The following is a 14,778-nucleotide window of genomic DNA, read 5'->3' on the forward strand; positions in this document are numbered from 1 at the left end:
GCTATTCAAAATCCGAGGAAATGCTGAGATACTCAATTCGGCTGTTACTGCACTATCTCAAATTCTGGGATGTCCCTATTCCTCAATGATTCATAGCACCATTATGCAACGCCCTATTTTTAAGTGAACCGTATTGGGTCATAATCCGATTACCAAGGGTTGCCAATCATCGTAAAAGCCGCCCAGTAGTAAGGATGGGTAAACTGTTGATTTGAGAAATTTCCCAGAGTCGGCGGTAGAGGTATTTTCCCATCAGGACTAAGCAATTGGTTTTCCTCTACACGTAACTCCCCTTTTAACATCGCTACCTGCACCTGACGTAGCGCCTCCGCTTTGATTGGGGCTTTTTTTAATTCGTTGTAGAAGCCTGTCATTAATCCCAAAGTACCTTCATCGGACACATACCACAGACTTGCTAGCGCCGACTTCACTCCCGCCTGCACCGCCAACCCTGCAAACCCCAACTCAGCTTCTTCATCCCCAATTGCCGTTCGACACGCACTCAGTACTAACAAATCCACTGGTGGGTTATTCCAGCCCATTTGTCCCAAACTATCCAATCTCAGCTGAGTGTCCCATAGCTGAATGTAAGAATTGCTAAGTGAGCCAGACTTAAATTCTGCATGGGTTGCCAGGTGTACAATCCCAAAAGGGCGTTCACCGCGTTGCGTCTTGAGATTACTTAGAGTAAAACCTTCGTCTAGGAAAGATTTACCACTCCAGCAAGGGCGATCGCTACTTTCTTTGGCTGTACAGGTGATGAACGACAACTCCGCAGGTACAGCAGGTAAAGCAGGTTTGTTCTCAAATTTCGCCGCCCCCATCGCCAGAACTTCCGTATCTTTGATATTTCGGTAACGGGTATCGGTTAAGCTGAGACTGGGCATCAGACCGACGCTGTAGCGTTCTACGAGAAATTTTTGACCATCGTGGAGAGCAGCCAGAGGTACAGAACGCAGCCCCATATCCGTGATGAATACTAGATTCTGGATGCCTCGTGCTTTTAAATCTGCTTCCAAGGGGGCTATTAGCCACTGATAAAGTTGCTGACCCAGAGGAAGGTATTTCTGACGACTGCTTTGTACGTTGCTTACTTCGGTGCTGAAGGCAAGAGCAGTTTTGAGGACTTGCGATCGCATAGCTGAAGGTATTTTCTTACGAATCGGTTCCCCCTGACCCGTCACCAGAATCAATTCCAGCTGATCTTGGGAATTTTGAATTGTAGAAACGTTGCATCTAACGCCTCTACAGTTTTCCTCCTCAGATGCAACGCTTGCAGGCAAAAATACAATATAAATCAGCGCTGGTTTTACGCCTGTTGCTGCTTCAATATTACGAACTGTCTTCTGGGCATCTGCCAAATTTTTGATCGAGGTATCCTCAATACCCAGATAATTCTCAAACTGGTTGGTAAAAGCCTTCTCCAAGGCAGAAATATCAGAATTATCTAAAACTGGGCTGAGGTTATCAATGCTGGCGGATAGTGTTGGTAATGGCTGAAGTTGGAAGTCGAGGAACGTTGTTGCCGTCCTTGCATCTGGTGTAAAAGTAAGGATCTTAATATCGCCCTGAGTGTACGCACCGGAAAAAGATTGCTGCGGCTGTATCGTATCATTTCCACTGGTAATCGCCCCTGCTGTGCCGTTGACGCTGGCATCTCCGACGACAAAGGGAGTATCGAGGAATCCGCCAGCGTGTCGAATGGTGATGTCACCATTCCCTGCACCACCAGCAGTGGAAATGCTGGCTTGTGTACCATTTTGATCTGTGAAAGAGTCAGTCGCCCGGAAAAATCGCCCTGTGGTGATACCAACATTGCCCCCCTTGCCTTGAGTGCCACCTTGGGAGTTAATTGAGACAACCTGGATGTCATTTTCCGGATCGAGGGTGACATCGCCACCATTTCCCACAGTTGCACTAGAGTTTATCGCGCCAGTCTGAATGCGCGAACGTGCAGAAACAGTAACTTTCCCACCACTACTCAATCCTGAAGATGTTAGATTACCGCTTTGTACCGCGTCTCTGTTGCTGGTGAGGGTAATCTTACCGCCATCGCCTGAAGACGCACTAGAGTCTAGATTGCCAGTAATCACCTGGTTAAGTGCAGAAATGGTGATATCCCCGCCACGGGTTGTCCCTTTTGAAGTGAGATTTTCGGTTTCTACGGCACCGCGATCGCTTGTAAGCGTAATCTTACCGCCAATTCCTGCTGTGCTGGAATCAAGGGAGCCTGTAAGAATATCTCCGCTGGCTTGAAAGTCAATTTCTCCGCCATTCGTAGCGCTACTAGAGTTAATAGTGCCTTGCTTAGTGTCAATAGTTGCGCCTGAGAGAGTGATTTTGCCGCCCTGCGTCTGTAGTGTACCGGAAATAGCGATCGCGCCCGGACTCTTCAGCTCAAAATTTCCGCCACCAGTGGTAACAGAACTCGACAAATTCGCATTACTGGCAAAGTTCAGGGTAAAATCTCCGCCGCTGGTGCTGATACTGTTTGGTAGCAAAATATTGCTTGGTTTAATATCATTTCCTACCACAGTATCAGCTCCCTGAGCGGTAATATTTCCAGTGAAATTTACCACCCCAGAAGTATCAATTGTCAAGGCACCGCCGCCAAGTCCGGCGATAGAACCAAAATTTAATTCGCCAGTAGTAATGTTGTTATTAGCAGAAAGCTTAATTTCGCCGCCAGTACCATTATCAGCATCAGCATCAAAATTTCCGCTGTTGATATTTCCAGTTTGGCTGCTGAGGGTAATATTACCCGCATTGCCAGAAACAAGAGAGTAAGAAGATAGTTTATCTGTAGTAATATCGCCAAAGGCTGAAAGCGCGATCGCACCCCCATTTCCACCAGAAGCAGTTTTCAATTCTCCGGTTGTAGTAATTGCTCCCGCCGTGCTATTGACATTGATATTTCCTCCCGTGCCATTAACAGAGAAAGAGTCAACTTTTGCAGTGGTAATGTTGTTATTAGCAGCAATTTCAATTTTCCCCCCACTGCCAGAAACAGAACTAGAATTTAACGCGCCTTGAGTATTAATTGCTCCTTGAGTGCTAATGAGATTAATCTCACCTGCATCGCCAGCACCACTAGCAGCAGAATTTAAGTTTGTTGTAGTAATGTCGTTGGTTGCGGAAAGTTGAATTTTTCCCCCATTTCCTGAAACAGAAGTTGAATTTAACTCACCTTGAGAATTGATTTGTCCTTGATTACTCGTGAAAATAATATCGCCTGCATTGCCGGAAACAACAGCAGCAGAAGTTACAGCGCCAGTGGTAATTTCGCTAGTTGCAGAAAGTTCAATTTTCCCCCCGTCGCCAGTCAGACTGCTAGAATCTAAAGTAACTGCGCTAGTATCAATTGTGTTCCCGCCAAGAGTAATATTACCGCCATCAGTATCTAGATTTTTTAAAATATTCAGTTCTTCCGAACTCTTGATAAAAATATCCCCGCCAGAGGTAGCTAAAGTCTCTGTATCTAGATTTAAGTTAACTTCTTTAGGCGCAGCAATATCGCCAATAGAGATATCTGCACCATTGTTATTTATAGCACCGTTAATGTTAACAATACCAGCAGTATTGATATTCAAAGGGTTATCTACACCAGTAGACAAATTGGAACCAAACGTAATAGCGTCTGTAGTGATGTCGCCTGTGTTGGAAAAAAGTGCGATCGCGCCTGCATTCCCCCCAGTACCAGTAGCCTTAACATAAGCTTGTACAAGATTGGTGGTTATATTGCCATTAGTAGCATTCAGCGTAATATTGCCAGCATTTCCCGCATTCCCAGAAGCAGTTTCAGCATTAGTTTGCAAGGCATTTTTTATATTAATATTGCCATTAGTAGTTGTAAGAATTGCATCACCACCATTCCCAGCATTGCCAGTACCAGCAACGCGAGAACCACTTTGCAGCAACCCATTTACGGTAATACCATTAGCAGCATTGAGAATGACAGCAGCACCATTACCAGCATTGCCCGAACCAGAAGAAATACTAGAGTAGGATCTAAGATTAGTGGTAGTAATGCTGCCATTATTTGCTGTTAGTTGAATTTTTCCAGCATTACTAGCGGTTCCCGCATTAACTTCTGCTCTGGAGAACATATCTCCTGTGGTAATATTGCCATTACTGGTTGTAAAAGTAATGTCTCCTGCTGTTCCCCCTCCTTGAGTGCTGGAGTTTGTAAAGTTAGCATTAATACCGTTAGCAGCAGTGAGAGCGATCGCGCCTGCATTGCCACTAACAGAGTTAGACAATAATTGCAGAGAATCGATACTTCCCTGCGTACTTGTCACCTTAATTTCACCGCCAGTACCAGCCGTAGAAGCGGAGTTTAGTTGAGCAATAGTAATATTATTTTTTGCAGATACATCAATCTTGCCAGCTAACCCTGTGGAAGTGCTGGATACCAGCGAACCACCACTACTCATCAAAATTCGGCCATTGCTACTGTTAACAGTAATATCTCCGCCATTAACAGGTGCATTCGCCAGAATTTGGTTTGTATTTATATCAATATCACCAGCAGCTTGTAGAGTAATATCACCTCCGTTACCAGTTGCTAAATTACCAGATGCTTGAATAAAACCTCCGAGTTGAATGCCACCTCCGCTAGTAATGCGAACTTCCCCACTTGTCGCACCGGACAGCGAACGGGAATCAATGGTATTTGTAAGAATGTTGCCAGCAGCTTGAATAGTAACTACACCGCCATTCGCGCTGACAGACGAAGAGGAGGAATTTATAACGCCAGTATTAACAGCACCGTTTGTAGAATTGATGGTAATCTCTCCGCCAGCACCATTGCTACTGCTTGACTGAAGAATAGCTGAACTGGTATCAATAGAGCCGTTGACACTGTTAAGGCGAATAACTCCGCCTCCTATAGCTGAAGAAGTGAAAATATTTTGAGTGACAATTATATCTTGTCCAGCACTCAAATCTATAGAACCTCCTGCTGTGCTAATACCTCTGTTGATGCGAATATTTCTACCTGCTTGAAAAGTGATTGCCTCACCTAATGTTTGATTAGTAAACACTATCGGTGAAGTAAAAGGTTGCACGATAATATCGCGTTGCGCTTGCAGGAAAATATTACCAGTTAGAGCAGTTAGGGCTGTATCATCAATTTGGAAATCAGCAACACCACCATCAATAAAAACAATTTGGCTGTCCGCTACTTCGGCATTCTTATCAGGGTTTGAGTCATCAGGCTCAATAATAATATCTCTGGGATCGAGGAGTATTGTCCCATCTTTGCCCTTAATTGCAGAGACATTCACCCCACCGTTAAAATCTAGAAACTCTTTACCAGAGACTTCAACAAAGCCACCGTCACCAAAGTTAGCACCACCACGAGCGCTGATATTGCCATAAAATCTAGTAACGTTATCAGACCATACAATGACGCGCCCACCATTACCATTGTTGTCAGCGTTGGCATTAATCAGCGAGTCGCGACTGACGTAAGTTGCAGAGGCATTCGGTACTGTACCTTTACCCTGATAATCGCCGCCAATTAGCACATTTCCGCCGCCATTAGTTCCAGAGGCGTTGATATTGGCACCAATTAACCCTACCTTGTCGCCCAAAACTTGTATTGTGCCACCAGTTGCACCAGATACATTTAGAGTGCCAGATGCGATCGCTACCCCCCCTGCTTCTGGCACTTGAACGCCAGAACCCGTCAGCCGCACTTCTCCATTACTATTAACCGTCAACCCCGTAGCATTCCCTAAACCAGAACTCGTCAGCAGCTGGGGTAAAGATAAAGGATTAGGATTCCCCGCCCCTAACCCCCCGTCCCCAATCCCCACCTCCAAACTCAGCAGATGTCCAGCTTGAGAGAGGCGCACCATATTTTCACCAGGCACCCCGGCTACGGTGATATTACCTCCCGGTGCCGACAACTGCCCGGTATTAACTACAGTGCCGCCTAATAAAGTTAAATTCTGTCCTGAATTAACACCCAATTGACCTGCGTTGACAATTGCTCCCGGCTGTGAAACCGAAAAAGCAAAGGTGCTGGGTGTCCCGACTAAAGCAGCGTAGTTATTCGCCCCAACAGCCTTAAACCAATTGTCACCAAAACCAATACCAGTGGCGGTGATAGCGGTAAAAGATGCAGGCACGTTTAGCTGGGCATTGGCACCAAAAACTATGCCTGCTGGGTTCATCAGGAATAAGTTGGAGTTGCCGCCAGTAACTTGAATAAGACCATTAATAATCGAAGGATTGCCGCCGCTGACACGCCCCAAGATATTTTGAATAGATGGATTAGAGAGAAAATTGGCAATGTGGTTTTGACTCAGACCGAATTGAGTGAAACTGTGGAAGAGGTTCGCCCCATCCTGGGAGAGAGTGCCGCCAGTAATGTCGAAGCGAACCGAAGGTTCTCCTAAAAGGACATCGCCATTGGGTGTACTAACTGTGCCTGTCCCGTCTGTAGCTGGGATAATAGACTGGGCCTGTGCTGATATTGGTAACAGCATTCCTAGTAGCAGGGCAGGTATTGCCCACCGAATGCGATCGCCTTCAGCATTCTTCTCGTTCCCAGTCAAAAACTGGAAATGGGACAAGAGAGGCTTTGGCTCCTTTTGTTGAGAATGATGCAAGATGTTAGTATTGCTTTTTGTCTTAGTGTGTGCATTAACCATATAGATCAGATTTTCCCTAAATGATTTTGTATGCTTAAACACGAGGACAAATTTTATTTGTCTGTAATGAATGTTTTCCCTGGAATTACCAGGAATCCGCAGATAGACTGACACTCTGCCTTTAGCAGATTCTTAAGAAAACTTAAGAGTGTTCTCTACCTTCTTATACGTGAGACAATGACTGCCACCCTGAAAGAATTTTTAGAAGCTTGCAACACTCTCTTGACGTTGCGTTTAATCGTGACTAGCAGCGCTGCTGTTTTGGAAGTACGGGGAACAATCCAAAAGCTTTTCTATGCAGAGTTGCCTAAAGGCAAGTATGCCAATATGCACGCAGATTTATTCGAGTTTCACCTGAATATGGATGCCATCAAGCGGGTGAAATTTGAAACAGGTGAAGCAAAAAGAGGGAACTTTACTACCTACGCGATTCGCTTTTTAGATGAGAAAGAGGAAACAGCATTGAGTGCGTTTCTACAGTGGGGCAAACCGGGAGAATACGAATCGGGGCAAGTAGAAGCATGGGAGGCACTAAGAGAAAAATACGGAGAAATTTGGGAACCAGCACCACTTGATGCTGTTTAAAAGTTAGCTAATGGCTAATTGTTTGTTGCCATTCGCCATTAGCTAACGATAAATTTAACCTGACAATTAAATCTGCTCTACCGTGATATTACGAGTCTTTTGGAGTTGCTTCCTAGTTCTGGTGTTGCTGCTGTCGGGGGGTGAGGCACAGGCGGGAGTCTTAGCTGAACGTTTGGCACATCCCCACTGGGAAGGTAAGCCACCTGTCGCTGCTGCTGAGGGCGATTTAGTTTATCCTGACTGGATGGTAGGCACCTGGAAGGTCACGAGTACGTTAGTAGATTTAGTGGCACCCTTAGCACCAGAGATTCTAACACCAGGTTTTGAAAGTAATCGTCGCTATCTTAACCAACCTGTAAGTTTCTATGTGCGATTTAAACCAATTATTCACACCAGTGAAGGATTGTCAAGATTTTTTTTAAATCCCAAAAATAGCTTGAAAATCCCTCAAGTGGTGGCAGATCGGGCATTCAATGGCTTGAATATTGGTAGGGCATATTTGGGCGATCGCGCTATTCTATCAGTCAAAGTTGATCCCCATTCTCCCAATCGTCAGATTACCTCGTTGAGAGGCAATCGCCAGCTTGTCTCAATTGTCACTGGTCGCGGCACCGAGACACCAGCGCCCGATAAATTCATTGCCACAGAACTTCAAGAGCAAATCTTTCGCGGCATACCCAGCCCTTATTTCAACACGGTAGAAACGACAACAGCTTATCATCGGCTTGGGTCATCTATTGAAGCCGATCAGGTGACAGCTGTTTATCTTTCACCTCAAGACCCTGATTATTTTAAAGCTCTTGAGCGACCAGTAGCACTTTACCGCTATCGGCTGGAATTGGAAAAGTCTCCCTGACGGTTGTATAGCGGTTCTCGTTTGTTGGCGGTAGGGGTATGGCAATGTCATGCCCCAACAAAATAGTGAGAACCGCTAGACTGCCCTAACAAAATAAAAAACCGTGGGAGTTGAGGTTCCACGGCTCTGAAGGAGTCTTATCTTAAAGTCATCATATAGGCACCAATTTCTAGAACAGTGCTGGTAACATTTTTTGAAACCAACTCGAATTGTGTGCGGCTAATTGCTCCCAATCCTCTCCTGGCCAATCTCCATCACATCTGTTCTACATACCGCTTCAACTCCCGTGCCATCCGCTTGATCCCCTGCTGCTCATCTTCCCGAATGAAGGGCAAAAACACCCTCGTCAGCACCCCTGAGAAATTGTCCCGGTGGACGTATTTAGTCCGCCCAACACCAATCTCTTGCAACTCGAAAATATACTCATTCTGAAAACCGGGAATAGAAGAAACCCAAGCCAAGCACGTCCCAGACTGTACTAAAGTAACCGTAGGCTGAAACTCTGTCTCCTCCTCACCTGGATACCGCCGCAAAGAGAGGAAAACTTCTTGCCCCTGCTTAAATGGCGCATTAGAGTCTAAGTCAAATAAGAAGGTGTTCCATTTATGCCACTGCTGTTTTTGGAATAAAACTTGCCAAACTTTAGCTTTCGGAGCATTGATTTCAATTTCGGCATAGAAACTCGCCATGTCGTAGCAGCTGATCAGGTGGTGTAAGCGGGTACAATTGCAAATTTGTAGCTCCTTTAGGCTAGGAGCGAGTAAATTTTGGATGATTAGGGATTGGTGCAGAGGAAGACTCTTAACCATTCCAAATTCCTGAATCTAAAATCCCACATTCTCAATCCAAACTCTAAAATCTGAAATCTAAAATTCTTAATTCAATGGTAGAACTAACACCCAACTCTAGTTTCAGTTTAACGATTCGCCTCCAGATTCCCAACCGCGCTGGGATGTTAGCAAGTGTAACAGGAGCGATCGCGTCTGTCGGCGGTAACTTAGACCAGATTACTTTGGTTGAGCGCACTCGTCAGACGGTGACTCGCGAAATCACTGTCGATGCTGCCAGTACAGAACACGCTGAAAAGATTGTACAAGCGATTAAGGAGCTGTCAGATATCAAATTGATCGATGTCTACGATCGCACCTTCAATTTACATCGCAGCGGCAAAATCACAATTGAAAGCAAAATTCCGCTCAAAAGTCAAGGTGATTTAGCGATGGCTTATACTCCCGGTGTGGGACGTATTTGTATGGCGATCGCGCGAGACCCGGAACAAGTCCACACCTTAACTATTAAGCAAAACACTGTTGCCATTGTCACCGATGGTAGCGCTGTCCTGGGATTGGGTAACTTGGGTGCCGCCGCCTCCTTACCAGTGATGGAAGGTAAAGCGATGCTGTTTAAAGAATTTGCTGGAATTGATGCCTTTCCCATCTGCCTGAATACCCAAGATACAGATCAAATTGTGGAAACTGTCAAGAACATCGCCCCAGTTTTTGGCGGTATCAACTTAGAAGATATTGCCGCGCCGCGATGTTTCGAGATTGAAGCGCGACTGCGGCAAGAATTAGATATTCCTGTGTTTCACGACGATCAACACGGGACGGCAATTGTCAGTCTGGCAGCTTTGATCAACGCCCTGAAATTGGTAAAAAAATCCTTTGAGGATGTGCGTATTGTAATTAATGGTGCGGGTGCTGCTGGGGTAGCGATCGCACGTCTTTTACAAAAAGCTGGTGCCAAGTCAATCTGGATGTGCGACTCCAAAGGCATTATCTCCACCAACCGCCCCGACTTGACACCAGAAAAGCGAGAATTTGCCATAGAATCTAGCGGTAACTTGGCAGATGCCATGAAACAAGCAGATATCTTCTTAGGTGTCAGCGCTCCCGGTGTTGTGTCGCCGGAAATGGTACGCTCAATGGCAAAAGATCCGATTGTCATGGCGATGGCTAATCCGATCCCGGAAATTCAGCCGGAATTAATCGCCGACGATGTGGCTGTCATGGCAACGGGACGCAGTGACTACCCGAATCAAATCAACAACGTTTTAGCCTTTCCAGGTGTCTTCCGGGGTGCTTTAGATTGTCGCGCCTCTACGATTACCACCACTATGTATTTAGAAGCCGCCAATGCGATCGCTTCCCTAGTCAAACCCTCCGACCTCGACCGGGAACATATCATCCCCTCCGTGTTTGACAAGCGGGTAGCCAGTGCCGTTGCTGGTGCTGTGCAAGCCGCCGCCCGATCTGAAGGGATCGCCCGCCGATAAGGGAAAAGGGGAGCAGGAGAGTCAGCAGATAACTCCTCTCCTCAGCATTCTTCAGTCCTCAGTCCTTTGTGGTTCAATCCACAGATAGACCTTCTGCAATGCAGAGATTGGAACAATAAGAGGAAACAGTGCTTTTTCGCCAAAAAAATAATGACTTTTAGTTTCTTTGACATTTTCTGGGTTATTTTAGCTGTATCCTCCTTCCTACCTGTATTGCAAAAACGCCAAGTTGCATCTCGAAGAGTTCAATCCTTAAGAGAATTTGAGCGATCGCGTCGCAGCCGCGTGATTTTGCTAATTCACCGTCAAGAATCTATTAGTTTCTTAGGAATTCCTATATCTAGCTACATCAGCATCGAAGATTCAGAACAGGTACTGCGGGCAATTCGCCTCACCCCTCCCGAAGTTCCCATCGACCTAATTTTGCATACCCCAGGCGGCTTAGTGCTGGCAACCGAACAGATTGCCAGAGCCTTAATTCGTCACCCAGCGAAAGTTACCGTCTTTGTACCCCACTATGCTATGAGCGGCGGCACCATGTTAGCCTTAGCATCCGATGAAATCATCATGGATGCCAACGCCGTCTTAGGGCCAGTTGATCCCCAACTGGGAAATATGGCAGCTGCTAGTATTATCAAGGTCATTGAACAGAAGCCGATTAGCGAAGTTGACGACCAAACGATCATCATGGCAGACCTATCACGCAAAGCCATCGATCAGGTGCAACGTTTTGTCCGCACCCTTCTCAAAGACGCTATTCCCCAACCAAAGATTGCTCCTGAAAACATCGAAAAAATTGTGGAAGCCCTCACCACTGGCCGCGTCACCCATGACTATCCCATTACAGTAGAGGAAGCCACGGAACTCGGTCTGCCAATTACGGTGGGGCTGCCAATGTCAATCTATAACTTGATGGAGTTGTACCCACAGCCGCAGGGCGGCCGTCCTAGCGTACAGTACATTCCCATGCCCTACGAAGGTGCGCCTGCTTTACCTGTCCCTAAAGGAAGGCCCCTGCCTGAAGATCCTCGATCATAAAGATTTATCTTGCTGATGGCGAGGGACTGGGGCTAGGACTTGGCGCTGGCGAAGGAGTAGCCCCAGGTGTCGGTGAGGGACTAGGACTTGGCGCTGGCGAAGGAGTAGTATCCCTTGGTATTGGCGTGGCTCTTGGCAGGGGTGTTGGGGTTGGCGTTGGTGATGGCGTGGCTGCTGGCGTTGGTGATGGCGTTGGTGATGGCGTTGGTGATGGCGTAGCTCTTGGGGTTGGCGTTGGTGATGGGGTTGGCGTTGGTGATGGCGTGGCTGTTGGTGTTGGTGCTGGTGCTTGGTCAACAGTTCCTAAGATTCTTTTTGCTTCCAAGTCGAGTCTCTGACGGACTGGTAACGTAGCGATCCCAGTTACAGGCAAATTAAACTGTCTCTGAAATTGCCTGATAGCTTCTTCGGTTCGCGGGCCATAAAACTGCGTCCGGGGCAAAAGGGGATTTGGCTTAACGACTAGGTTCAAGTTCGCCTGGAGAATTCTGACTAAATCAGCAGCCAAATTCTGCGTTCTCTCACCTGGTACGCCATCAACTGGTGTGATTCTGTATCCCTGCTGAAATTCGCGGATAGCCCTGGTAGTAGCTTCATCCGTAAGGCTATCTCCCAGAGTGACGTTATACCCGAAGCCGCGCAATACTGAGCGCATCTCAAGTGGCGTATAGTCGCGGCTTCTGTCGGCTAAAGCGAATTCGTAACTAACTAAGCTGGCTGTTATGCCGAGGGCAACGGCAGCCAAAGGCATTCCAAATCTACCCCACATACTTCAAACTCCTCACTCACTGAATTAAATGCGATCGCGAATTAAATAGTTACAGTTTAAGCCCAATTGGGAATCCTGACGCTAACCTTTGGTGAGTTGACAAATCTTTGGGCATTATTTGGTCTAAATTCTAGGAATGGTAATTGCGATCGCAATTAGCTCCCGGCTGTCGCGCCTATCCAATTTTCCGGGTCTATTTCGCTCCTCTTCAGCCTAAATCGTCAATTATGGATGAAGGATAAAGTGTGATAAGTCTATCAGTCACAAACGTCACAACCCCACCTTCAACCTCCTTTATCCTTCATCCCTACCATGACCCCTCAAAAAATAGCAAATAGGCCCAAATCCCGCCGTCATCTGTGGTATGAACGTGTGATGGCACTTTTAGCCCTGGCTAACTTGGGCTTGGTCGCGTTTGATTTGAGCTATGTCCCCTTACGCGATTTCTACCTGCGCGAGTTCCGCAGCCTCACCCAAGTCTATGACCCAATCAAAGCTATTGAACCCCATCGAGAAACGCAGCGGTATCTGGAAACGGTAGAAAATCTCAAAGTGGAACTGCAAAAACCTACAGGGTTGCAGTCGCCAAGGGTCGAAACCTTGTTACAGGAACTACGCGATCGCAGCGTGGAAATGATTGAAACTAATCCATTTCAAGAAGCCAACAAAACAGGAACTCTCGAAAAAATAAAAAATCGGATGCGGCGGCGAATTGGTAATGACTCCGCCAAACAATCTTTCATAACTTTCTGGAGTTTACCCTACTTATCACAAAACTGGGAAAAATGGGAAAAAGAAATTGCGTTTTATAACCAAGAAATTCAGCCTTTAATCGCAACTAATTATTTTCGGCAAATAGGAGAAACAGGTTATTTTGATGACCATTTTTGGCTAATTGATATTTGGTTTATCATCCCGTTTGCCATTGAGTTTTTGGCTCGTACCTACTACATTCACCGTACTCGCATCGGTTTAACTTGGATAGAAGCGATGCTGTGGCGGTGGTATGACATTTTTATGCTATTACCTTTTTGGCGGTTACTGCGTATCATTACAGTTGCACTTCGCCTACACCAAGCCAAATTGTTAAACCTGGAACCAGTAAGGCTGCAAGTTAACCGGGGGTTGGCGGCAAACTTTGCAGAAGAACTGGCAGAAGTTATCGTTATCCGGGTAATTAACCAGACGCAAAGCTCCATTCGCCGGGGAGAACTTAGACGGTTGATTGCCAACAAAGAAGCTCGTCCATACATTGACATCAATAATGTTAATGAAGTGGAAGCGATCGCTAATTTATTAATGAAAATAACCGTTTATCAAGTCCTCCCAAAAATTCAGCCAGATTTGGAAGCAATTTTAAAACACAATATAGACAAAATTCTCCAGTCTTCCCCAGCTTATAGAGGACTCCAGCAGGTGCCAGGATTGGGTACGATCCCCGCGCAAATAACTGAGAACCTGGTTAGAGAAATCTCCCAAGCAGCCTACCAAACCCTCACCTCCTCCCTGGAAGACGACCCGGTTGGCGCAGAACTCTCCAGACAGTTGATGGAACACTTCACCCAAGCCTTGGGATCGGAAGTGCAAAGACAGCAGACAATACAGAAAATTCAATCTTTACTTATCGATATGTTAGAAGAAATCAAACTCAACTACGTTCAGAACTTGTCCGAGGGAGATTTGGAGCAAGTATTAGAAGAAAAAAGAGCCATCAGCCAAATTGTCAAGCGTTGATTAGGGAGTGGGGATTCGGGGATTCACAGACGAGACACCTGTGCTGCGGACTAGGGAACAAGGGAACAGAAGAATTCTTTTTGTTGCCTTTTACATGATTGCCCTTTTCCTGACTCGCCACCAGAGTACAGCTTGCGTTAAAATCAACGTAGGGACGAATCCAACCGGATTCGTTGCAAGACTTCTTGGAATATAGTGTTCGCAGGAAGTGGGGCGGCACCCACTTTTTTTTGTTGGAGTTTTACAACCCTAATAGGGATTGGAACCTCCGCCCCGCATAAATTCTACAATGTACGGATAGGTCTCATGACTCATCCTCTGATTCCACAAATTATTGATTTAGCGACACCAGTAGCAGAAGACTTGGGCTTGGAGGTAGTAGGGGCGGTTTTTCACACCAACCAACGCCCGCCAGTGCTGCGAGTGGACATCCGGAACTGCGACACCGACACGGGACTAGATGACTGCGAACGGATGAGTAAGTCTTTGGAAGCTGCTTTAGATGCAGCGAATATCATCCCTGATGCGTATGTATTGGAGATTTCCAGCCCTGGGATTTCGCGCCAGCTGACCACGGATCGAGAGTTTATATCCTTCAAGGGATTTCCCGCGATTGTCAAAACCTCCGAACCTTATGAAGGGCAGAAAGAATGGAGGGGACAGCTAATTGGTCGCGATGAGAGCAGTATTTACCTCAACCAAAAGGGTCGGGCGATCGCTATTCCCCGCCAGCTGGTGAGCCGCGTACAGCTGGATGAAAAACGCTAATTGAAGGATTGCTAACTGCTAATAGCTAATGGCTAATTGTTCGCAAGCTAGGAACCATTAGCTATTAGCTATTAGCCAATGACAAATATTACTT

Annotated in this window: 9 protein-coding genes and 1 pseudogene; 7 read left to right on the top strand and 3 right to left on the bottom strand. The window is 46.3% G+C overall.

Annotation, left to right across the window (positions count from 1 at the left end; all coding sequences use genetic code 11):
* Positions 1 to 89, top strand: a pseudogene (locus tag H6F66_RS23590) (IS1 family transposase); the annotation flags it as partial.
* A gap of 60 nt (positions 90 to 149) precedes the next feature.
* Here the strand turns inward: H6F66_RS23590 and H6F66_RS23595 are convergent.
* On the bottom strand, positions 150 to 6,659 hold the full coding sequence (locus H6F66_RS23595; protein ID WP_190426394.1) for a CHAT domain-containing protein: 6,510 nt from the start codon (positions 6,657 to 6,659) through the stop codon (positions 150 to 152).
* A gap of 177 nt (positions 6,660 to 6,836) precedes the next feature.
* Here H6F66_RS23595 and H6F66_RS23600 point away from each other — a divergent pair, with 177 nt between their 5' ends.
* Positions 6,837 to 7,244: a ChuX/HutX family heme-like substrate-binding protein gene (locus H6F66_RS23600; protein WP_190426397.1), complete on the top strand. Its 408-nt coding sequence runs from the start codon at positions 6,837 to 6,839 to the stop codon at positions 7,242 to 7,244.
* 85 nt (positions 7,245 to 7,329) lie between these two features.
* Complete coding sequence (locus tag H6F66_RS23605; protein ID WP_190426447.1) at positions 7,330 to 8,100, top strand: DUF6816 family protein; 771 nt, start codon at positions 7,330 to 7,332, stop codon at positions 8,098 to 8,100.
* Positions 8,101 to 8,354: 254 nt separating this feature from the next.
* Here H6F66_RS23605 and H6F66_RS23610 read toward each other — a convergent pair whose 3' ends face one another.
* Positions 8,355 to 8,909: an SRPBCC domain-containing protein gene (locus H6F66_RS23610; RefSeq protein ID WP_242018998.1), complete on the bottom strand. Its 555-nt coding sequence runs from the start codon at positions 8,907 to 8,909 to the stop codon at positions 8,355 to 8,357.
* 74 nt (positions 8,910 to 8,983) lie between these two features.
* Here H6F66_RS23610 and H6F66_RS23615 point away from each other — a divergent pair, with 74 nt between their 5' ends.
* A complete protein-coding gene (locus H6F66_RS23615; protein WP_190426400.1) occupies positions 8,984 to 10,375 on the top strand; it encodes an NAD-dependent malic enzyme in 1,392 nt (463 codons plus the stop codon).
* A 150-nt stretch (positions 10,376 to 10,525) separates the two neighbouring features.
* Positions 10,526 to 11,413 (top strand): hypothetical protein, encoded by an 888-nt coding sequence (locus H6F66_RS23620; protein WP_190426402.1) that lies wholly within the window; start codon positions 10,526 to 10,528, stop codon positions 11,411 to 11,413.
* 4 nt (positions 11,414 to 11,417) lie between these two features.
* Here H6F66_RS23620 and H6F66_RS23625 read toward each other — a convergent pair whose 3' ends face one another.
* The gene (locus tag H6F66_RS23625) at positions 11,418 to 12,182 is read right to left on the bottom strand and encodes a peptidoglycan-binding protein (RefSeq protein WP_190426404.1); all 765 of its coding nucleotides are present in this window, start codon (positions 12,180 to 12,182) and stop codon (positions 11,418 to 11,420) included.
* A 312-nt stretch (positions 12,183 to 12,494) separates the two neighbouring features.
* Here H6F66_RS23625 and H6F66_RS23630 point away from each other — a divergent pair, with 312 nt between their 5' ends.
* The gene (locus tag H6F66_RS23630) at positions 12,495 to 13,916 is read left to right on the top strand and encodes a hypothetical protein (RefSeq protein WP_199294840.1); all 1,422 of its coding nucleotides are present in this window, start codon (positions 12,495 to 12,497) and stop codon (positions 13,914 to 13,916) included.
* Between the two features lie 306 nt (positions 13,917 to 14,222).
* Complete coding sequence (rimP, locus tag H6F66_RS23635) at positions 14,223 to 14,684, top strand: ribosome maturation factor RimP (protein WP_190426406.1); 462 nt, start codon at positions 14,223 to 14,225, stop codon at positions 14,682 to 14,684.
* Positions 14,685 to 14,778: the final 94 nt, after the last annotated feature.

It is taken from the genome of Trichocoleus sp. FACHB-6, from assembly GCF_014695815.1.
GTDB lineage: Bacteria > Cyanobacteriota > Cyanobacteriia > Cyanobacteriales > FACHB-T130 > Funiculus > Funiculus sociatus.